The following is a 19,788-nucleotide window of genomic DNA, read 5'->3' as shown; positions in this document are numbered from 1 at the left end:
CAAGACTGTCGGTCGAGTTTCGTCGTTGAATCCAAACACGTTAACTAAAGCGACAAGTAAGCCCGCCTGTTTAGAAGATATTCAACGGGTACTCAGTAATCAGACGCGTCTGCACCAAATGCCCCCCGGTAGAAGCATCGCCATCGTGCCAGGCCTCCCGCAGGTGAACAGTCAGTTTCTTGGCCGGGCCACTCTGTACGACGTATTTCACTTCGGCGTCGGTTTCGTGTTCCTGGTCGTTGGCGCCATAGGCCCCGGCGTAGGCCGAGTTACTGGCAGTATGCGTACCGTCGATGCCAGAACCGCGAATATGACGAGCCATGAAGCTCAGGCCCGGGACGCCAAAGGAACTCATGTCCAAGTCATAGCGCATCTGCCAGGACTTCTCGCCCGGGCCGTTGAAGTCGGAGTACTGCACCGAATCAGCGAGGTTGATCGAGTTACCGTAGCGGCCGGCACCGACACCGGCGTTGGTCTCCCCAAAGCCGACATAGTCGAACGGCTCGTCACCATGGATCTTCTGTCCGGCCAGGGTGAAGGTGTGCGCGCCCAGGGTGTAGGCAGCCGCCAGCGAGGCTGCAGTGGTGTCGATGGTACCGGCCTTGGCGCTGCCGTCGTCCAGTGTGCGATAGAGGTTGAAATCCAGTGCGACGGATTGGTCAACGGCCAATGGATGAACAAGGTTCAAGTTGACGTAGTACTGGTTCCAAACGTCTTCCAGGCGCGCTCCGTACAGCGACGCGGTGAATTCCTTACTGAACTGGTACTTGCCACCCGCGAAGCTGGCCGACGCCGCTTCCACACCCGCATAGCTGGCGAGAATGTCGCCGCTGCGCGACGTGGTGGTGTTACCGGTACCGGCGGTGTAATGACCGGCCTCCAGGTTCAGGCCCGTGATTTCATGACTGTCGATCTGGAAGCCCGATGCCGTCTGTGGCATCAGGTAGTTATCAGCGGTGGCAAACACCGGCGACGTGGGCTGCAAGTCGCCGACCTTGAGCGTGGTATTGGAAACACGGAACTTGACGTCACCGCCGGCCTTCGCGAGGCCGTGATCCGGATGGCCATTGGCATCGGATGGAATGTTCGGGCCTCCGGCACGGTCGGTGCTCCCGTCGATGCGCAACGCCAGGTCGGCAAACGCATCAATGCCGACGCCGATGGTGCCTTGGGTGAAGCCTGAGCTGAAGGTCGCCATCAGCGCTTGACTCCAGTCACGGGTGTGGGTGCCGCTGCCGTTCTGGTTCCAGAACATGTTGCGATTCAGAATATTTAAACTGCTGTCCGCGACAAACCCCTTGGAATCGGACTGATCGCTGGCATAGCTCATGGCCGGCAAGGCAAATGCCAGCGCCACGGCCAAGGTATTGAGTTGAAGTGCCGATTGGTGTTTTTTCATTATTTTTGCTCCAGTGCACGATGTCGTGTTGGAGCATTAAGGCGATAGCCCAGACGATCAACAAATGAAACCAGATGAATATTCTGATATTAAACTTGGCGGCTAAACAAGCCAGCTTGTTACTCGAGAGCGGCTGCTTTTGCCCAACGCTGTTGAAAAAGTGGCTCTCCTGCCGCCCTATAACGAGCTGCCCGTTGCAGCCGGAGAGGCGAGAGAGCGTCTTATTGAGGTTTACAAAGCATAGCCAGTCTGTAGTGTCTTCTCTTGAGCGGCCACACTTCCATTGCCCTTGGCATCAGGGGATGATCCGGAAGGCAGTGCCACTGGCGCCTGGAGGCATCCCTCCAAACCGAAGCGGGTCATTATGGCCGACGCGTCGTCTGTCGAGCGCCCAAAGTCGGGGACTATCATGGAATGAAAGTTGTGCATATCGACCTGATTCCATTCATCCGGCCCATAAAAACCCAACAATAGTTAGATTAGGTAAGTATCTGATTTATGGATAATACAACCAATGTAACAATGAATAAGGCTCCGGAAATCATCAGCGAATTTCCAACACCCACTGCCCTGACCACCGAAACCCTGCAACACGCCAGCCGCCAAGCCCAGGCGTTGCGTGTTGAGCTGCGCAAGGCGGTGATTGGCCAGGACCAGGTGATCGACGACGTCCTCACCGCCTTGATCGCCGGCGGCCACGTGCTGCTTGAAGGCGTACCCGGCCTGGGCAAGACCTTGTTGGTTCGGGCCCTGGCCCGTTGCTTCGGCGGCGACTTCGCGCGCATCCAGTTCACGCCGGACCTGATGCCCAGCGATGTCACCGGGCACGCCGTGTACGACCTGCACACCGAGCAGTTCAAGCTGCGCAAGGGGCCGTTGTTTACCCACCTGTTGCTGGCCGACGAGATCAACCGCGCGCCAGCCAAGACCCAGGCCGCCTTGCTCGAGGCCATGCAGGAGCGCCAAGTGACCCTTGAGGGCGAAGCGCTGCCCATCGGCCAACCGTTCATGGTGCTGGCCACCCAGAACCCCATCGAGCAGGAAGGCACCTACCCGCTGCCCGAGGCCGAACTGGACCGTTTCATGCTCAAGGTGCGGATGGACTACCCCGACTCCCAACAAGAGCTGGAGATGGTTCGCGAAGTCACGCGCTCATCCCGGGCCGACATGCTCGACGTACAACCCCTGCGCACCGTGCTGCAAGCCGAGGACGTGTTGCAACTGCAACAGATCGCCAGCGAACTGGCGCTGGATGAGCAAGTGCTCGACTACGCCGTGCGCCTGGCACGGGCCACCCGCAGTTGGCCGGGGCTGACCATCGGTGCCGGCCCACGCGCATCCATTGCCCTGGTGCGCGGCGCCCGTGCCCGCGCCTTGCTGCGCGGGGGCGAGTTCGTCACCCCGGACGACATCAAGGGCTGCGCCCTGGCGGTGCTGCGTCATCGCGTTCGCATCGCCCCCGAGCTGGATATCGACGGACTGGAAGTGGACCAGGTCCTCCAGCAACTGCTGGACCAGATTTCGGCACCTCGGCAATGACCCATCCATGAAGCCGACCCGTCTGCTGTTGATCTGGCTCGGCGTGCTGCTGGGCCTGAATATATTGCTGGGCGCCGCACAGGCGTTGCAGCTCCCAGTGCCCGACAGCCTGCATTCGGTGGCCTGGGGTCTGCTGCTGGCGCTGTTGTTGCTGGCGCTATTGGACGCGATGCGCCTGCGCCGTCGTCCGTCCGCGCGAGTACAACGGCAGATGCCCGGCAGCCTGGCATTGGGGCGCTGGGGCGAAGTACGCCTGACGCTTGAACACGATTACCCACAACCGCTGACGGTGCAGGTGTTCGATCACGTCCCCGACGGCCTGAGCCTGGAACACATGCCGCAGTCGATCGAACTGCGCCCCGGCGAACGCAGCGAACTGGGCTATCGGCTGCGCCCCCTGCGGCGTGGGCACTTCAGTTTCAGTCGCTGCGAGCTGCACCTGCCCAGCCCCTTGGGGTTGTGGTCCGCTCGGCGCAGTATTGAGGTCAGCGATGCCACCCGGGTCTATCCGGATTTCGCCCGCCTGTATGGCGCGCAGCTCTTGGGTGTGGATAACTGGCTGAGCCAGTTGGGCGTGCGTCAACGCCAGCGCCGGGGGTTGGGGCTGGAGTTTCATCAACTGCGCGAGTTTCGCGAGGGCGACAGCCTGCGGCAGATCGACTGGAAAGCCACCGCACGCCAACGCACGCCGATCGCCCGGGAATACCAGGACGAACGCGACCAGCAGATCGTGTTCATGCTCGATTGTGGTCGGCGCATGCGCAGCCAGGACGCAGAGCTGTCCCACTTCGATCACGCGCTCAATGCCTGCCTGCTGCTCAGTTATGTTGCCTTGCGCCAGGGCGATGCCGTCGGCCTATGCACCTTTGCCTGCGACCAGCCGCGCTACCTGGCGCCCGTCAAGGGCACCGGGCAGTTGAATCTGTTGCTCAACACCGTCTACGACCTCGACACCACGCGACGCGCGGCCGACTACGAAGCCGCGGCCAACCAGTTGCTGGCTCGGCAGAAACGCCGGGCGCTGGTGATCGTGGTGAGTAACCTGCGGGATGAGGACGATGAGGCACTGCTGACCGCGGTCAAACGCATCAGCCGGCAACACCGGGTACTGGTCGCCAGCCTGCGCGAAGAAGTACTCGACCAACTGCGCCTTTCGCCGGTGCAAACCCTGCCCGAAGCGCTGGCCTACAGCGGCACCGTCGACTACCTCAATCAACGCGACGAACTGCATGACCGCCTGAACGCCCATGGGTTGTCGGTACTGGATACGCGCCCCTCGGAGTTGGGCGCCGCTCTGGTGACACGTTACCTGGGCTGGAAAAAAGCCGGCGTTCTGTGAAAACAGCGCACACCCCGGCTTGGGTCGCTACACCCAAGCCGGGGCGACTACGCGCTATGTCTAAGCGGACGCCTGTAAGGGGTCAAAGCTGAAATACTGCAGCAAGGCATTGATCAGTTGGCCGTATTCGACAGGCGCCTCAGCCACGCTGAAACCCGAGTCGTAATGCTGGGGATTGATGTCCTCGTGACTCCATAAACAGGTCGCGGTGAAATCAACTGCCTGGAAATCACCGTCGACCGTGGGAATCTTCAAGCGCAGCTCGAACGCCACGTCGACCATCATCGGCAATTGACTGATCAACATCAGTCCTTCTGCAGATACGTTACCCAAGTAACCAATGGGCTTATCCGTAAGCCGGTTGAACACTTGCAGGAAACAAGACAATTGATGCCGCTCAATTCGTCGGTCGGTAAACATGATGATATCGCCATCCATTGGCCATAACTCTGGCCGCGCCAGTGATTCGGAACGGGCTAAACACCCCCGCTCTCCCTGGAGATCGGTGTGACAACAGCTAGCGCTTTGCCACTCTACAGCCTGCCAATCCCAAGTGTTCCATCCGCTTGGACACAAACTTGTACAAACGGACATTCAAAGAATAGCTTAAGACTGGCAACGGGCCAGCTATGCAACGATAAATAGCATCACAACGACGCCGGACGTGGCTGCGCAACGCTCGCCCCGGAGTAGTGCCCCAGTTGTTGCAGGGTGTCGAGACGCGCACGGGCCCGATAGGCGTACTCGCTGGACGGGTACTGGTTGATGATGAACTGATAGGTTTGCACCGCGTCGACGAACAGCTTCTGTCGCTCCAAACACTGCCCGCGCAACATCGAGACCTCCGGCTGCACATAGCGCCGGGTGCGACTTTCCCGGTCGACCTGGGACAATTCCAGGGTCACGCGCTCGCAGTCACCAACCCCGTACGCACGGTAGGCGTTGTTCAAATGGTGGTCCATCGACCAGCGGGTACAGCCGACAACACTGACGGCCAGGGCAGCAATGAGCAAAATTCGCATGAGGGTTCTCCTGTCTTGTGCAGTGTATCGACCCCTCGTCAAAAATCTTCAAGGTTGTTCAGCTATTCAACCGGAGCGAAAAGCGAATCGCCGATAAGTAGTGCAAACGAACAATGACTACAACCAAAGAGCATAGTAGCCTTCCTCAGCGCTTGAACTCAGGAGTCTGTGCATGTCCGTCCGTCGTACCAAAATCGTCGCCACCCTTGGCCCGGCCAGTAACTCGCCGGAAGTCCTCGAACAGCTGATTCTGGCTGGTTTGGACGTTGCCCGTCTGAACTTCTCCCACGGCACCCCGGACGAGCACAAGGCTCGCGCCAAGCTGGTGCGTGACCTGGCCGCCAAACACGGTCGCTTCGTCGCATTGCTGGGTGACCTGCAAGGCCCGAAAATCCGCATCGCCAGATTCACCGACAAACGGATCGAGCTGAAGATCGGTGACACGTTCACCTTCTCCACCAGCCACCCGCTGACCGACGGCAACCAGCACGTCGTGGGTATCGACTACCCGGACCTGGTCAAGGATTGCGGCGTCGGCGACGAACTGCTGCTGGACGACGGCCGCGTGGTCATGCGAGTCGACACCGCCAGCGTCACCGAACTGAACTGCACCGTGCTCATCGGCGGCCCGCTGTCGGATCACAAAGGCATCAACCGTCGCGGTGGTGGCCTGACGGCGCCGGCCCTGACTGAAAAAGACAAGGCCGACATCAAGCTCGCCGCCGAAATGGAAGTGGACTACCTCGCGGTGTCCTTCCCACGCGACGCTGCCGACATGGAATACGCGCGCAAACTGCGCGACGAAGCCGGTGGTACTGCCTGGCTGGTGGCGAAGATCGAACGCGCCGAAGCCGTGGCCGATGACGAAACCCTCGACGGCCTGATCAAGGCGTCCGACGCGGTGATGGTTGCCCGTGGCGACCTGGGCGTGGAAATCGGTGATGCCGAGCTGATCGGTATCCAGAAAAAAATCATCCTGCACGCACGCCGCCACAATAAAGCAGTGATCGTGGCGACCCAGATGATGGAGTCGATGATCCAGAACCCGATGCCGACCCGCGCCGAAGTGTCCGACGTGGCCAACGCCGTGCTCGACTACACCGACGCCGTGATGCTCTCGGCTGAAAGTGCCGCTGGCCCGTACCCGCTGGAAGCCGTCCAGGCCATGGCGCGTATCTGCATCGGTGCCGAAAAGCACCCGACCAGCAAGACCTCCAGCCACCGCATCGGCAAAGTGTTCGAAAGCTGCGACCAGAGCATCGCCCTTGCCGCCATGTACACCGCCAACCACTTCCCTGGCGTCAAAGCGATCATCGCCCTGACCGAAAGTGGCTACACGCCGTTGATCATGTCGCGTATCCGTTCCTCGATACCGATCTACGCGTTCTCCCCGCACCGCGAAACCCAGGCCCGCGCGGCGTTGTTCCGTGGTGTCTACACCGTACCGTTCGACCCGGCGTCGTTGCCGCCTGAGCAAGTCAGCCAGGCTGCCATCGACGAACTGCTCAAGCGTGGCGTGGTGGAGAAAGGCGACTGGGTCATCCTGACCAAGGGCGACAGCTACCACACCATCGGCGGCACCAACGGCATGAAGATCCTGCACGTTGGCGACCCAATGGTCTGAGTGATCTGCTGAAAAAACAAAGCCCCGCCCTGTGAATGGCGGGGCTTTTTGCTTTGCGGCTCACGGTAATGGGCTTGCCTGTGGAAACGTCGTCAGCACCCGCTGATCGACCTGGGCAGGAACACATCAGCCAACAGTTGATTGCGCGGCAGCCCCGCCAGGAACAGGCGCTTGGAGAACGCCTCGACGCTGGCCGGATGCCCGCAGAGCAAGGCCAGTGTTTGCCGGGAAACCAGCCGCAGTTGCGCCAAGGCCGGGGTCAACTGCGCCGCCGTCCACAGCTCCACCGTCAGGTTCGGATGGCGCTCGGCCAGCGCTGCCAGGGGCTCGGCCAAGTAGTGACCGCTGGCATCGTGGGCCAGGTGAATCAAGCGGATCGCGCCTTGGTGGTCCTGGCGCAACGCCTCACGCAACACGCCCCACAACGGGCCCAGGCCGGTGCCGGACGCCAACAGCCACAGTGGCCGGGTTTGCCAGTCGGGGTCGTACTGCAAAGCGCCGCCGCGCAGTTCGCCCAGGCGCAGACGGTCACCGACGCGCAACTGTCGAGCGGCATCGCTGAACGCGCCGGGCTGACGGCAGTCGAGATGAAACTCCAGGAACGGATCTTCCTCGGGCAGGCTGGCCAAGGAATACGGGCGCGCCACCGGCCCCGCCCACAACACCAGATGCTGCCCGGCCCGGTAGCGCAGGCCGCGCTCCGGTTGCAGGCGCAGGCGCAGCACATGCGTGCTCAACCACTCCACGCCGACCACCGCGGCCGGCACGCCGTCACGGCTCGGGTCAAACGCTTCGACGTGCAGGTCCGCCACCACCCGGCACTGGCAGGCCAGGCGCCAGCCGCTCTCGCGTTGCGCCGGGCTGAGGGCGTCGGGCTGCTGATCCTCGACCTCGCCCCGGCAATGCACCAGGCACGCATGGCAACTGCCGGCGCGGCAACTGTAGGGCACGGCAACGCCGGCCTGGTTCAGGGCATCCAACAGGTTGCTGCCGGTGGAGACCGACCAGTGGCGTTCGCCGACGTACAGTTCAGGCATACAAGGTCTCGGATCAAAAAAGCCTACACAGGGAATCACGCCCGGCAGAGTTTGACCATAGTCGGGTGTATCGGCCACCGTGCCGGGTTATACTGCCGCGCCTTTTTAGCGTCGCGCCAGCATCACTCGGCGTGCCTTGGAAAGGTGGTTTCAGCCGACCGATACACCCCACTGAAGCCACCTTTATTGAATGTTCCCTTATAGAGGAGCGCGACTCATGACCGTGATCAAGCAAGACGACCTGATTCAGAGCGTTGCCGACGCCCTGCAATTCATTTCCTACTACCACCCCGTTGACTTCATCCAGGCAATGCACGAAGCCTACCTGCGCGAAGAATCGCCGGCAGCCCGTGACTCCATCGCCCAGATCCTGATCAACTCGCGCATGTGTGCCACCGGCCACCGCCCGATCTGCCAGGACACCGGTATCGTCACCGTGTTCGTGCGCGTAGGCATGGACGTGCGCTGGGACGGCGCCACCATGGGCCTGGACGACATGATCAACGAAGGCGTGCGTCGCGCCTACAACCTGCCGGAAAACGTCCTGCGTGCTTCGATCCTCGCCGACCCGGCGGGCGCGCGTAAAAACACCAAGGACAACACCCCGGCGGTGATCCACTACTCCATCGTCCCGGGTAACACCGTGGAAGTGGACGTGGCCGCCAAGGGCGGTGGTTCCGAGAACAAGTCGAAAATGGCCATGCTCAACCCGTCCGATTCGATCGTCGACTGGGTGCTCAAGACCGTTCCGACCATGGGCGCCGGCTGGTGCCCACCGGGCATGCTCGGCATCGGTATCGGCGGCACCGCCGAGAAAGCCGCCGTGATGGCCAAGGAAGTGTTGATGGAGTCCATCGACATCCACGAGCTGAAAAAGCGTGGCCCTTCCAACCGTATCGAAGAGATGCGCCTGGAGCTGTTCGAGAAGGTCAACCAACTGGGCATCGGCGCCCAGGGCCTGGGTGGCCTGACCACCGTGCTCGACGTGAAGATCATGGATTACCCGACCCACGCCGCCTCCCTGCCGGTGTGCATGATCCCCAACTGCGCCGCCACCCGTCACGCGCACTTCGTGCTCGACGGTTCGGGCCCGGCATCGCTGGAAGCGCCACCGCTGGACGCCTACCCGGAAATCGTCTGGGAAGCCGGCCCATCGGCCCGTCGCGTCAACCTCGACACCCTGACCCCGGAAGACGTGCAGAGCTGGAAGCCGGGCGAAACCGTGTTGCTCAACGGCAAGATGCTGACTGGTCGCGACGCGGCGCACAAGCGCATGGTCGAGATGCTGAACAGGGGCGAAACCCTGCCGGTGGACCTCAAGGGTCGCTTCATCTACTACGTCGGCCCGGTTGATCCGGTGCGCGACGAAGTGGTTGGCCCTGCCGGCCCGACCACCGCGACGCGGATGGACAAGTTCACCCGTCAGATCCTCGAACAAACCGGCCTGCTGGGCATGATCGGCAAATCCGAACGCGGCCCGACCGCCATCGAAGCGATCAAGGACTACAAGGCCGTGTACCTGATGGCCGTAGGCGGTGCTGCTTACCTGGTGGCGCAAGCCATCAAGAAGTCGCGCGTGGTGGCTTTCGCCGAACTGGGCATGGAAGCGATCTACGAGTTCGAAGTGAAAGACATGCCGGTCACCGTTGCGGTGGACAGCAAAGGCGAATCCGTCCACATCACCGGTCCTGCCATCTGGCAGAAAAAGATCAGTGAAAGCCTGGCGGTAGAAGTGCAGTAAGCGCTTCTTCGCACCGATAAAGGCGACTGCGGCTACACAGCCCAGTCGCCTTTTTTATCGCGCATGCTATGGTGCTCCCCCCTAATTGCAGCTGTTCATCTCCGTATGATCGCGATCCCTCGCCCCCTGCGCCTGACGTTCTACTCCCTGTTGATCATCGCCGGTGCGGTGCTGGCCGCTGCCCTGGCCACCCGCCATGCCGAACGCCAGGCCCTGGTGGACGATGCCGCCCGTGCCAATCAGCAATTAGCGCTGTACGCCAACTCGCTGCACACCCTGATCGAACGCTACCGCGCCCTGCCCGCCGTGCTGGCACTGGACTCGGAAATGATCAGCGCGTTGAAAGGCCCGCTGGATGCCGCGACCCAGGACCTGCTCAACCGTAAACTGGAACGTATCAACAGCGCCGCGCAGTCCTCCACATTGGAACTGATGGACCGCACCGGCCTGGCCGTGGCCGCGAGCAACTGGAAGCTGCCGAGCAGTTACGTCGGGCACAATTATGCGTTCCGGCCTTATTTCAGGCAGACCCTGAGCCAGGGCACCGGGCGCTTTTATGCGGTCGGGGTGACCACCGGCGTGCCGGGGTATTTCCTATCCAGCGCGGTGCTCGATGAACACGAGCAGTTCCTCGGCGCGATGGTGGTCAAACTGGAGTTCCCCGAACTCGAGCGCGAATGGGCCCAGGGCAACGACCTGCTGCTGGTCAGCGATGCACGCGGCATTGTGTTTATCGCCAACCAGCCGGGCTGGCGTTATCGCAACCTGCGCCCGCTGTCGGCCAGCGACCTCGCCGAACTCACGGCCACCCGCCAGTACGACAAGAAACAGCTGCAATCTCTGGAGACCCAGACCCTGCAACGTTTCGACGAAAACAGCCACCTGATGCGCGTCAACGGCCCCGACGGCAACGCCCGGTACATCTGGGAATCCCTGCCGCTGAAGGGCGAAGGCTGGACCTTGCACCTGCTGCGCAAACCCCAGTTCGCCTTCGAAGACCAACGCAACGCCGGCCTCGCCGCCGCCGGTTCGTGGCTGGCGCTGGTGTTCCTGGTGCTGTTCCTGACCCAGCGCTGGCGCCTGGCCCGTATGCGCCAGCGCAGCCGCGAAGAGCTCGAACAGCTTGTCGAGGAGCGCACTCAGGCCCTGCGCACGGCCCAGGATGGTTTGGTGCAATCGGCCAAGCTGGCGGCGCTGGGGCAGATGTCTGCCGCCCTCGCCCATGAAATCAACCAGCCGCTGACCGCACAGCGCATGCAATTGGCGACCCTGCGCCTGCTGCTCGACCATGGCCGCGTGGAAGATGCCTACAAGGCGCTCACACCACTGGACGACATGCTCACCCGCATGGCCGCGCTGACCGGCCACCTCAAGACCTTCGCCCGCAAAAGCCCCAGCGGCCTGCGCGAGCGCCTCGACCTGGCCAGTGTGGTCGACCAGGCCCTGCAACTGCTCGACGCGCGCCTGCGCGATGAAGGCATCGGCACCGTGCTGGACCTGACCCGCCCCGCCTGGGTCCGTGGCGACGCGATCCGCCTGGAACAAGTACTGATCAACCTGTTGCGCAATGCCCTCGACGCCATGGCCAACAAGCCGCGCAAACGCCTGGAAATCCGCCTGCACGCCGATGAGCAACTGTGGCAACTGACCGTCAGCGACAGCGGCGGCGGCATCGCCGAAGAACACCTGAACAGCGTGTTCGACCCGTTCTTCACCACCAAGCCCGTGGGTGATGGACTCGGCTTGGGGCTGGCGGTGTCCTACGCTATCGTGCATGAACTGGGTGGACGCCTGTGCGTCGCTAACCGTGGCGACGGCGCGGTATTTACCCTGACCCTGCCTATCGCGCTGGAGACGCCGGAGCTATGTTGAATGCGGTGATTGTGGTCGATGACGAAGCCAGCATTCGCACAGCCGTTGAGCAATGGTTGAGCCTGTCGGGATTTGACGTGCAGTTGTTCAGTCGCGCCGAGGCCTGCCTGGCGCAACTGCCCAAGGACTTTCCCGGGGTGGTGTTGAGCGACGTGCGTATGCCCGGCCTCAGCGGTCTGGAACTGCTGGCCGAAGTGCGGCGGCGCGACGCCGACTTACCGGTGATCCTGCTGACCGGCCACGGCGATGTGCCGATGGCCGTCGAGGCCATGCGCGACGGGGCCTACGACTTCCTGGAAAAACCCTTCAGCCCCGAAGCCCTGCTCAACAGCCTGCGTCGCGCCCTCGATAAACGTGGGCTGATCCTGGAAAACCGCCGCCTGCATCAACAGGCCGATCATCGGACACAACTGGAAAACAGCCTGTTGGGCGTGTCCCGCAGCATGCAGAACCTGCGCCGCCAGGTGCTCGACCTGGCGACGTTGCCGGTCAATGTGCTGATCCGCGGCGAGACCGGCAGCGGCAAGGAACTGGTCGCCCGCTGCCTGCACGACTTCGGCCCGCGGGCGAAGAAAGCCTTTGTCGCGCTCAATTGCGCGGCAATCCCCGAGCAGCTGTTTGAAGCCGAGCTGTTCGGCCACGAGAGCGGCGCGTTTACCGGCGCTCAGGGCAAGCGTATCGGCAAGCTGGAATACGCCCACGGCGGCACGCTGTTTCTGGATGAAATCGAAAGCATGCCCCTGGCCCAGCAAGTCAAATTGCTGCGGGTGTTGCAGGAGCAGAAGTTGGAGCGCCTGGGCTCCAATCAGAGCATCCACGTCGATCTGCGCATCATCGCTGCGACCAAACCGGACCTGTTGGAAGAAGCCCGCGCCGGACGTTTTCGCGAAGACCTGGCCTATCGGCTGAACGTCGCACAACTGCGCCTGCCGCCCCTGCGCGAGCGCCGTGAAGATATACCGCTGCTGTTCGATCACTTTGCGCAAAGCGCCGCCGAACGCCTGGGCCGCAGCGTTGAACCGCTGAGTGGCGCGCAACTGGGGCGCCTGCTCAGCCATGACTGGCCGGGCAACGTGCGCGAACTGGCCAACGTCGCCGAACGCCAGGTGCTGGGGCTGGGCGAACCGGAGCCCGAAGGCATCGAGGCAGGGCAATCATTGGCGGCGCAACAGGAAGCCTTCGAGGCCCACTGCCTGAAAGCCGCACTGACCCGACACAAAGGCGATATCAAGGCGGTACTGGCCGAACTGCAACTGCCCCGGCGCACCTTCAACGAGAAAATGCAGCGGCATGGGTTGGTGCGCGAGATGTTTCTCTAGGGCGTTCTTTGTGGTGTTTTCAAAGACGCCATCGCGGGCACGCCATAAGCGGATTTCCGCTCACCAACCCCAGAACCATCGGCGGCTTTCCGCTCAAAAAAAGCTGCAAACCCTTCTAGATAGGGCCTTCCCCCACCTGGCACAGCTCCTGCTATAGCCCCAGTCAGGCTGTGCTCAGGCACGCTCCATAAAAACAACTATCTGAAGGTTCCTTCAATGGATAACTCCAATACTTTGCCTCTGGGGTCGGCGGCTGCGCCGGCGAAAGAACGCACCACCACCAGCCGCATCAAATCGATCTTCAGCGGATCGGTCGGCAACATGGTCGAGTGGTACGACTGGTACGTCTATGCGGCGTTCTCGCTGTACTTCGCCAAAGCCTTCTTCCCGAAAGGCGACACCACCGCCCAACTGCTCAACACCGCTGCGATCTTCGCCGTGGGCTTCCTGATGCGCCCGATCGGCGGCTGGCTGATGGGCCTGTATGCCGACCGCGCCGGTCGCAAGGCCGCGTTGATGGCCTCGGTGCTGCTGATGTGCTTCGGCTCGCTGATCATCGCCCTGAGCCCGGGTTATGAAACCATCGGCGTCGGCGCACCGATCCTGCTGGTGTTCGCCCGTCTGCTGCAAGGCTTGTCGGTGGGTGGCGAATACGGCACCTCGGCCACTTACCTGAGTGAAATGGCGACCAAGGAGCGTCGCGGTTTCTTCTCCAGCTTCCAGTACGTGACCCTGATCTCCGGCCAGCTCATAGCCCTGGCGGTGCTGATCGTGCTGCAACAAGTGCTCACCACCGAGCAACTGTACGATTGGGGCTGGCGTATCCCGTTCGCCATCGGCGCCCTGTGTGCAGTGGTCGCGCTGTACCTGCGTCGCGGCATGGAAGAAACCGAGTCGTTCACCAAGAAGGAAAAAGCCAAGGAAAGCGCAATGCGTACCTTGATGCGCCACCCCAAGGAACTGATGACCGTGGTCGGCCTGACCATGGGCGGCACCCTGGCCTTCTACACCTACACCACCTACATGCAGAAGTACCTGGTGAACACCGTCGGCATGAGCATTTCCGACTCCACCACCATCTCGGCGGCGACGCTGTTTCTGTTCATGTGCCTGCAACCCCTGGTCGGTACGCTGTCGGACAAAGTCGGCCGCCGTCCGATCCTGATCGCCTTCGGCATTCTCGGCACGCTGTTCACCGTACCGATCCTGACCACCCTGCACACCATCCAGACCTGGTGGGGCGCGTTCTTCCTGATCATGGCGGCGCTGATCATCGTCAGCGGCTACACCTCGATCAACGCGGTGGTGAAGGCTGAGCTGTTCCCCACCGAAATCCGCGCGCTGGGCGTGGGCCTGCCGTATGCGCTGACCGTATCGATCTTCGGCGGCACCGCTGAATACATCGCGCTGTGGTTCAAGAGCATCGGCATGGAAACCGGCTACTACTGGTACGTGACCGCATGTATCGCAGTGTCGTTGGTGGTCTACGTGACCATGAAAGACACCCGCAAGCACTCGCGGATCACCACGAACTAACCGCCGAACGCAGTCACGAATGTGGGAGGGGGCTTGCTCCCGATCGCGGTGTATCAGTCAACTTGTCTCAAGCTGACCCACCGCCATCGGGAGCAAGCCCCCTCTCACAGGTGGAGTCAGGACAACTCTGGGCCGACTTATAGGGGGTGTCGACCGCGCGCGCAGACTGAACGGGACGCTGTGAAAAATAGGTGGGCGCTGAATGAAAATTCCATAGGGCCGATGGAAATTCGCCGCCATGGCTTGCACTATGACGGCCTCCCAGAAAAGCGCAGCAGGAACCCAGCCATGTCTGACGACAGCTACTACTATGAACCCGCCAAGGGCCACGGCCTGCCCCATGACCCGTTCAACGCCATCGTCGGCCCGCGACCGATCGGTTGGATTTCGTCCCACGACAGTGAGGGCCACCTGAACCTGGCGCCCTACAGTTTCTTCAATGCGTTCAACTACATTCCGCCGATCATTGGGTTTTCCAGTGTCGGGCGCAAAGACAGCCTGAACAACATCGAACAGACCGGCGAGTTTGTCTGGAACCTGGCCACCCGTCCGTTGGCCGAGCAGATGAACCAGAGCTGTGCCGCCGTGCCGCCGCAGGTGAATGAGTTCGAGTTGTCCGGCCTGACGCCGGTGGCCTCGAAGATCGTCGGCGTGCCGCGGGTGGGCGAGAGCCCGGTGGCGTTCGAGTGCAAGGTCACGCAGATCATTCAGCTGCAGCGTGCCGACCATGTGCTGGTACCCAGTTGGCTGGTGCTGGGCGAGGTGGTCGCGGTGCATATTGCCAAGTGGTTGCTCAAGGATGGGATCTACGACACCGCCGCCGCCGAGCCGATCCTGCGTGGCGGCGGCCCGGCGGATTACTTCCAACTGGGCCCCGAGGCGCTGTTCAAAATGTATCGCCCAGGCGCCACCCAAGCCTGACTGCAATGCAATAAAAAATGTGGGAGGGGGCTTGCCCCCGATAGCGGTGTTTCAGCTACAGATAGGCTAACTGACACACCTCCATCGGGGGCAAGCCCCCTCCCACATTAGATCAGCGGCGTGCGTTAGTTTGTGGCAGTTGCCCAGGTCAACTGACCTTCTGCGTCGACGTCGGTCAACAACTCAAGGTGCAGCGTCGCCGCATCATCGGCATCGGATGCCGTCTTGAACTTCTGTCCATCCAGGATCTTGTGAAACTGCGGTGCGCCCATGCCATCGAGTGCCTTGACGGCGACGGCGGCGCTGTAGCCCCCTTCGCCCGGTACTACGGCGGAAACGGCTTCGTGGTGGGCAAATTGTTTACGTGCCATGTTGCAGGTCCTGGCCAATGGAAAGTCGGCCATTCTAAACCCTAACCGGCGAGTTGCAGGTACTCGCCGTAAGCATTGGCGGCGGATGCATCGGTGAAGGTCTGGAAGTCCATGCTGCGCACGACTGCGTCGTTCAACAGCTCGGTGAAGATCATCAGGGCTGGCGAGTTGAAGTAGGCACTCATCGCCTGCTCGCTGCTCCAGAGGCCCGAGACCAGCCAGACATCGGGGTCGACCTGGGAATGCTGCAACGAAAATTGCAGGCAACCCTGAGCCTGACGGCCCGGTTCGATCAAACTGCTCAAACGAGCACCGAGTTCGGTGCTGCAGCCGCTACGGGCGCGGATAAAGGCCATATGGCTCGCGGGAATGGGGGTGGACATGTTCGACTCTCCCGTTGAGAAGTGATGCTCGGCAAGCACTGTGAGGGTGTGTTGCCACAGGATCAAAGATAACGGCGCAGGTCGAGGCGCGGTTAGTCGATTCCTGCCGGCTTATTGCACAATCCTGCGAAAAGCGTAGACAGGACGATTGCCCGCCGGTTTTATTCCACCGGCAAACGCCTTGTTTCAGGGACGTGACAGCCGCCGCGCTTGCCTGATTCACGCAGCTTCGCAGGATCAGGCAAGGATCGTGCAGAATCGACATAACACGGTTTGCACCGCCACCGCTAAGCTGAGCCCATCAAAGAAGCCTGCAGAGGACGCCCTATGTCGTCGCCCGAACCTAAGCCTGTGCCCCTCGATGCCGAGATGGAAAAACAGCGCGCCGAACTGGCCAGCATCGTGCGTCGGCATACCTGGGAAGACGGCTCCTACGGTACGGCGATCACGTCACTGTTCCTGAACCGCCACAACACCCCGCGCGACTTCAGCCCGGTGCTGGTGGAGCCCGCCTTGTGCATCCTGGCCAATGGCCGCAAGGAAGTGCGCCTGGCCGATGAAATCTTCGCCTATGACCCGCTCAATTACCTGGTGTTTTCGGTGTCGATGCCCGTGGCCGGGCGGATCATCGATGCCACCGAGCAAGACCCCAACCTGTCGATCCGCATCAACATCGACCCGGCGCAGCTCACCGCCCTGATCGCAGAAGCCGGGCCGATGGGCGTGCCATCGCGCCCGACTGCGCGTGGGATGTACGTCGACCGCCTCGACAACCAACTGCTCGACGCCGTACTGCGCTTGACGCGCTTGCTCGATTCGCCCAAAGACATTGCGATGCTGGCGCCGTTGATCAGCCGTGAAATTCTCTACCGCTTGTTACGTGGGCCGCAGGGCTATCGGCTGTATGAAATTGCCGTAGCCAACAGTCAGAGTCATCGGGTCAGCCAGGCGATCAAATGGCTCAATGGCAACTACGAACAACCGCTGCGCATCGATGACCTGGCCAGGGAAGTGAACCTGAGCGTCTCGACCTTGCACCACCGCTTCAAGGCCATCACCGCGATGAGCCCGCTGCAATACCAGAAGCAGTTGCGCTTGCAGGAGGCGCGGCGGCTGATGCTTGCCGAAGGTCTGGAAGCCTCCGCGGCGGGGTATCGGGTGGGGTATGAAAGCCCGTCGCAGTTCAGCCGCGAATACAGCCGGCTGTTTGGTGCGCCGCCGCTGCGGGATTTGGCCAGGTTGCGTCAGAGCGTGTGATTCACTGCCGATCAGATGTGGGAGGGGTGGTTCGACTTGCTCCCGATGGCAGTGAGTCAGCTAAAGATAAGCTGACTGTTGCACCGCTATCGGGAGCAAGCTCCCTCCCACATTTGATCGGCGGCGCTGCTTAGTCGAGGGTTCGGGGCAGTTGCAGGGTGACCCGCAAACCACCCTCGCGCAAATTCTGCAAACTCACTTCGCCGCCATGGCTGTGCGCTATGTTGCGCGCGATGCCCAGGCCCAGGCCGTAGCCCTGCTGCTGGCCGGCGAGGCGGAAGTGCGGTTCGAAGACTTGCTCCAGGCGCTGTTCCGGCACGCCGGGGCCTTCGTCGTCGACGTGCAGGATGAACTCCGCGCCATCGTCCTCGATATGCAAATGGGCGTTCTGCCCGTATTTCAATGCGTTATCGATCAGGTTGCCGATGCAGCGCTTGAGCGCCAGCGGCTTGCCCGGGTACGGCGCCAACGCGCGCCCATGCTGGGTCACGCGGCCGTTGCCGTTGGGCGCCAGGTACGGTTCCACCAGGCAGTCGAGCACATGGTTGAGGTCCACCGGCTCGATGTTTTCGTGGATGTCGGTGTCTTTCACGCATTGCAGCGCGCCTTTGACCAGCAACTCCAACTCGTCCAGGTCGCGGCCGAATTTGGTTTGCAGGTTTTCATCTTCAAGCAATTCAACCCGCAGGCGCAGGCGTGTGATCGGTGTGCGCAAGTCGTGGGAAATTGCACTGAACAACTGGCTGCGTTCGGTGAGGTAACGGCTGATGCGCTCGCGCATGGCATTGAAGGCGCGCCCCACTTCGACCACTTCACTGCCGCCGCCTTCGGCCACCGGCTCCACGTCGGCGCCCAGCGACATGTCCCGCGCCGCCCGCGCCAGGCGCTTGAGCGGCCGGCTCTGCCAGTGGACCAACAGGCCGATGAACAGCAGCAAAAAGCCGCTGGTCAGCACGATAAACCACACTTGCTGCGACGGCAGGCCTTGTTCTTCAAGGCTGGTGTACGGCTCGGGCAACAGCGAGGCGATGTACAGCCATTCGCCGGGGGCGAGTTGGATCTGGGTGACCAGCACGGGCGGGTTCACCGGTTCCAGGGTCAGCGCGTAATGCGCCCAGGAGCGTGGCAGCTCATCGAGTTTCAACCCGGCATTGAAGATGCGCAGGTCTTCGGCGCTGACGAATTCCACCGAGATATGCACATCGGCGCCCAAGGTCTGGCGCAACACTTCATCGACCGCCTTGAGCACCGCTTGCTTGCGCGGGGTCTGCGGCAAGATCGCCATGTCCAGCGGGCGGTCGTTGAGCGTCACCACAAACCGTGTGCCGCCCATGCTGCGCAATTGGTCGAGGACCAACGGGCGGTAAGCCACCGGCAACGAACGGAAATAGCTCACGCTGGCGGTCATCGAATGCGCCAGGCTGCGGGCGCTGGTGACCAGGCCTTCGAGCTGGGTGGCGCGCAATTGCGAGACCCAGATCACGCTGGACAGCGCCTGGGCGAACAGCACCGCGAGCAGCGTCAGCAGGAGCATGCGCCCGAGCAGCGAGCGCGGCACCGGGAAGCGGCGGCGACGTTCGCTCAGGTGTTCAGTGGACACTACCGGCAACCACGCTGGCTGCCAGTTGATAACCGCTGCCGCGCACGGTGCGGATCAGCCTCGGCGGTTTTTCCGTGTCGCGCAGGCGTTGGCGCAGACGGCTGACGGCCATGTCGACGATCCGGTCGAGCGGCATCAGGTCGCGGCCACGGGTGGCGTTGCCGATGGTGTCGCGGTCGAGGATCTGTTGCGGGTGGTCGAGAAACAGCTTGAGCAGGGCAAAGTCGGCCCCGGAGAGGATCACCTCTTCACCGTCGACGTGAAACAGTCGGTGGCTGATCGTGTCCAGGCGCCATTCATCGAACACCAACACCTCGCCATTGCCGCCGCGCTCCTGGCCGAACTGGCAGCGGCGCAACAGTGCCTTGATCCGCGCCTGCAACTCGCGGGGGCTGAAAGGCTTGCCGATGTAGTCGTCGGCGCCCAGCTCCAGGCCGATCACACGGTCGGCTTCGTCGGAACTGGCGGTGAGCATGATGATCGGCACCTGCGCCTGGCGCGGGTGCTGGCGAATCCAGCGACACAGGCTGAAGCCGTCTTCGTCCGGCAACATCACATCGAGGATGACCAGGTCGCACGGCGCCTCGTCCATCGCCTGACGGAACCCCGCACCGTCCGGCACGCCACGCACCTGGAAACCGGCGCGACTGAGGTAGGTTTGCAGCAATTCGCGGATTTCCTGGTCGTCGTCGACGAGGAGAATCGATTTACTGATTACGCTCACGGGGTCCTCCTTGTTGTTATGGCCAAACTTGAGTCATCTGTTGTTCATCAGGGCCTCATCGGGGGCAAGCCCCCTCCCACATTTGGAATGCATTCCAAGTGTGG

General features: G+C 61.9%; 17 protein-coding genes. 9 read left to right on the top strand and 8 right to left on the bottom strand.

Translation table 11 applies throughout. The features are described from left to right. Positions 1-70: 70 nt before the first annotated feature. On the bottom strand, positions 71-1,399 hold the full coding sequence (locus C5F70_RS00430) for an OprD family porin (RefSeq protein WP_017846074.1): 1,329 nt from the start codon (positions 1,397-1,399) through the stop codon (positions 71-73). A gap of 498 nt (positions 1,400-1,897) precedes the next feature. On the opposite strand from C5F70_RS00430, the gene C5F70_RS00420 reads away from it, so the two are divergent. Beyond that, on the top strand, positions 1,898-2,938 hold the full coding sequence (locus tag C5F70_RS00420) for a MoxR family ATPase (protein WP_186354534.1): 1,041 nt from the start codon (positions 1,898-1,900) through the stop codon (positions 2,936-2,938). Between the two features lie 7 nt (positions 2,939-2,945). Beyond that, a complete protein-coding gene (locus tag C5F70_RS00415; RefSeq protein ID WP_104902558.1) occupies positions 2,946-4,277 on the top strand; it encodes a DUF58 domain-containing protein in 1,332 nt (443 codons plus the stop codon). A 60-nt stretch (positions 4,278-4,337) separates the two neighbouring features. Here the strand turns inward: C5F70_RS00415 and C5F70_RS00410 are convergent, their stop codons facing one another. Next, the gene (locus C5F70_RS00410; RefSeq protein ID WP_026139915.1) at positions 4,338-4,697 is read right to left on the bottom strand and encodes a PilZ domain-containing protein; all 360 of its coding nucleotides are present in this window, start codon (positions 4,695-4,697) and stop codon (positions 4,338-4,340) included. A 227-nt stretch (positions 4,698-4,924) separates the two neighbouring features. Continuing rightward, positions 4,925-5,299 carry a tol-pal system YbgF family protein gene (locus C5F70_RS00405; protein ID WP_017139782.1) on the bottom strand — a complete coding sequence of 125 codons (375 nt, stop codon included), beginning with the start codon at positions 5,297-5,299 and terminating at the stop codon, positions 4,925-4,927. Positions 5,300-5,471: 172 nt separating this feature from the next. Between C5F70_RS00405 and pyk the strand changes: the two genes are divergently transcribed. Then, positions 5,472-6,923 carry a pyruvate kinase gene (pyk, locus tag C5F70_RS00400; RefSeq protein ID WP_104902557.1) on the top strand — a complete coding sequence of 484 codons (1,452 nt, stop codon included), beginning with the start codon at positions 5,472-5,474 and terminating at the stop codon, positions 6,921-6,923. Between the two features lie 92 nt (positions 6,924-7,015). Here the strand turns inward: pyk and C5F70_RS00395 are convergent, their stop codons facing one another. After that, positions 7,016-7,960, bottom strand: coding sequence for an iron-sulfur-binding ferredoxin reductase (locus tag C5F70_RS00395; protein WP_104902556.1), 945 nt, complete (start codon positions 7,958-7,960; stop codon positions 7,016-7,018). Positions 7,961-8,177: 217 nt separating this feature from the next. On the opposite strand from C5F70_RS00395, the gene C5F70_RS00390 reads away from it, so the two are divergent. From C5F70_RS00390 to C5F70_RS00370, 5 genes are all read left to right on the top strand, one after another. Next, the gene (locus tag C5F70_RS00390) at positions 8,178-9,701 is read left to right on the top strand and encodes a fumarate hydratase (RefSeq protein WP_017846082.1); all 1,524 of its coding nucleotides are present in this window, start codon (positions 8,178-8,180) and stop codon (positions 9,699-9,701) included. 105 nt (positions 9,702-9,806) lie between these two features. Beyond that, entirely contained in the window at positions 9,807-11,573 is a 1,767-nt protein-coding gene (locus tag C5F70_RS00385) for an ATP-binding protein (protein WP_046490035.1), read from the top strand. Then, complete coding sequence (locus C5F70_RS00380; RefSeq protein ID WP_017846084.1) at positions 11,567-12,892, top strand: sigma-54 dependent transcriptional regulator; 1,326 nt, start codon at positions 11,567-11,569, stop codon at positions 12,890-12,892. The genes C5F70_RS00385 and C5F70_RS00380 overlap by 7 nt, the downstream gene beginning before the upstream one ends. A gap of 216 nt (positions 12,893-13,108) precedes the next feature. Continuing rightward, positions 13,109-14,428: an MFS transporter gene (locus C5F70_RS00375; RefSeq protein ID WP_017846085.1), complete on the top strand. Its 1,320-nt coding sequence runs from the start codon at positions 13,109-13,111 to the stop codon at positions 14,426-14,428. Between the two features lie 288 nt (positions 14,429-14,716). Continuing rightward, entirely contained in the window at positions 14,717-15,349 is a 633-nt protein-coding gene (locus C5F70_RS00370) for a flavin reductase family protein (protein ID WP_046490032.1), read from the top strand. 125 nt (positions 15,350-15,474) lie between these two features. Here C5F70_RS00370 and C5F70_RS00365 read toward each other — a convergent pair whose 3' ends face one another. Both C5F70_RS00365 and C5F70_RS00360 read right to left on the bottom strand, forming a co-directional pair. Next, positions 15,475-15,720 carry a hypothetical protein gene (locus C5F70_RS00365; RefSeq protein ID WP_017846087.1) on the bottom strand — a complete coding sequence of 82 codons (246 nt, stop codon included), beginning with the start codon at positions 15,718-15,720 and terminating at the stop codon, positions 15,475-15,477. Between the two features lie 41 nt (positions 15,721-15,761). Then, positions 15,762-16,103 carry an antibiotic biosynthesis monooxygenase family protein gene (locus tag C5F70_RS00360; RefSeq protein ID WP_017846088.1) on the bottom strand — a complete coding sequence of 114 codons (342 nt, stop codon included), beginning with the start codon at positions 16,101-16,103 and terminating at the stop codon, positions 15,762-15,764. Between the two features lie 327 nt (positions 16,104-16,430). On the opposite strand from C5F70_RS00360, the gene C5F70_RS00355 reads away from it, so the two are divergent. Further along, positions 16,431-17,360 (top strand): AraC family transcriptional regulator, encoded by a 930-nt coding sequence (locus C5F70_RS00355; RefSeq protein ID WP_017846089.1) that lies wholly within the window; start codon positions 16,431-16,433, stop codon positions 17,358-17,360. A 130-nt stretch (positions 17,361-17,490) separates the two neighbouring features. Here C5F70_RS00355 and C5F70_RS00350 read toward each other — a convergent pair whose 3' ends face one another. Both C5F70_RS00350 and C5F70_RS00345 read right to left on the bottom strand, forming a co-directional pair. Next, a complete protein-coding gene (locus C5F70_RS00350; protein ID WP_162231530.1) occupies positions 17,491-18,918 on the bottom strand; it encodes an ATP-binding protein in 1,428 nt (475 codons plus the stop codon). A gap of 31 nt (positions 18,919-18,949) precedes the next feature. Further along, positions 18,950-19,684, bottom strand: a complete 735-nt coding sequence (locus tag C5F70_RS00345; RefSeq protein ID WP_017846091.1) for a response regulator — start codon at positions 19,682-19,684, stop codon at positions 18,950-18,952. Positions 19,685-19,788: the final 104 nt, after the last annotated feature.

The organism is Pseudomonas sp. LH1G9 (assembly GCF_002949975.1).
GTDB lineage: Bacteria > Pseudomonadota > Gammaproteobacteria > Pseudomonadales > Pseudomonadaceae > Aquipseudomonas > Aquipseudomonas veronii.
Note: the sequence above shows the minus strand (reverse complement) of the source record. Positions and strands in the feature narration are given on the sequence as shown.

What these genes read in the sequence shown, in the direction of transcription:
- C5F70_RS00430 (WP_017846074.1), bottom strand. Translation starts at nt 1,399, where the DNA reads ATGAAAAAACACCAATCGGCACTTCAACTCAATACCTTGGCCGTGGCG.
- C5F70_RS00420 (WP_186354534.1), top strand. Translation starts at nt 1,898, where the DNA reads ATGGATAATACAACCAATGTAACAATGAATAAGGCTCCGGAAATCATC.
- C5F70_RS00415 (WP_104902558.1), top strand. Translation starts at nt 2,946, where the DNA reads ATGAAGCCGACCCGTCTGCTGTTGATCTGGCTCGGCGTGCTGCTGGGC.
- C5F70_RS00410 (WP_026139915.1), bottom strand. Translation starts at nt 4,697, where the DNA reads ATGTTTACCGACCGACGAATTGAGCGGCATCAATTGTCTTGTTTCCTG.
- C5F70_RS00405 (WP_017139782.1), bottom strand. Translation starts at nt 5,299, where the DNA reads ATGCGAATTTTGCTCATTGCTGCCCTGGCCGTCAGTGTTGTCGGCTGT.
- pyk (WP_104902557.1), top strand. Translation starts at nt 5,472, where the DNA reads ATGTCCGTCCGTCGTACCAAAATCGTCGCCACCCTTGGCCCGGCCAGT.
- C5F70_RS00395 (WP_104902556.1), bottom strand. Translation starts at nt 7,960, where the DNA reads ATGCCTGAACTGTACGTCGGCGAACGCCACTGGTCGGTCTCCACCGGC.
- C5F70_RS00390 (WP_017846082.1), top strand. Translation starts at nt 8,178, where the DNA reads ATGACCGTGATCAAGCAAGACGACCTGATTCAGAGCGTTGCCGACGCC.
- C5F70_RS00385 (WP_046490035.1), top strand. Translation starts at nt 9,807, where the DNA reads ATGATCGCGATCCCTCGCCCCCTGCGCCTGACGTTCTACTCCCTGTTG.
- C5F70_RS00380 (WP_017846084.1), top strand. Translation starts at nt 11,567, where the DNA reads ATGTTGAATGCGGTGATTGTGGTCGATGACGAAGCCAGCATTCGCACA.
- C5F70_RS00375 (WP_017846085.1), top strand. Translation starts at nt 13,109, where the DNA reads ATGGATAACTCCAATACTTTGCCTCTGGGGTCGGCGGCTGCGCCGGCG.
- C5F70_RS00370 (WP_046490032.1), top strand. Translation starts at nt 14,717, where the DNA reads ATGTCTGACGACAGCTACTACTATGAACCCGCCAAGGGCCACGGCCTG.
- C5F70_RS00365 (WP_017846087.1), bottom strand. Translation starts at nt 15,720, where the DNA reads ATGGCACGTAAACAATTTGCCCACCACGAAGCCGTTTCCGCCGTAGTA.
- C5F70_RS00360 (WP_017846088.1), bottom strand. Translation starts at nt 16,103, where the DNA reads ATGTCCACCCCCATTCCCGCGAGCCATATGGCCTTTATCCGCGCCCGT.
- C5F70_RS00355 (WP_017846089.1), top strand. Translation starts at nt 16,431, where the DNA reads ATGTCGTCGCCCGAACCTAAGCCTGTGCCCCTCGATGCCGAGATGGAA.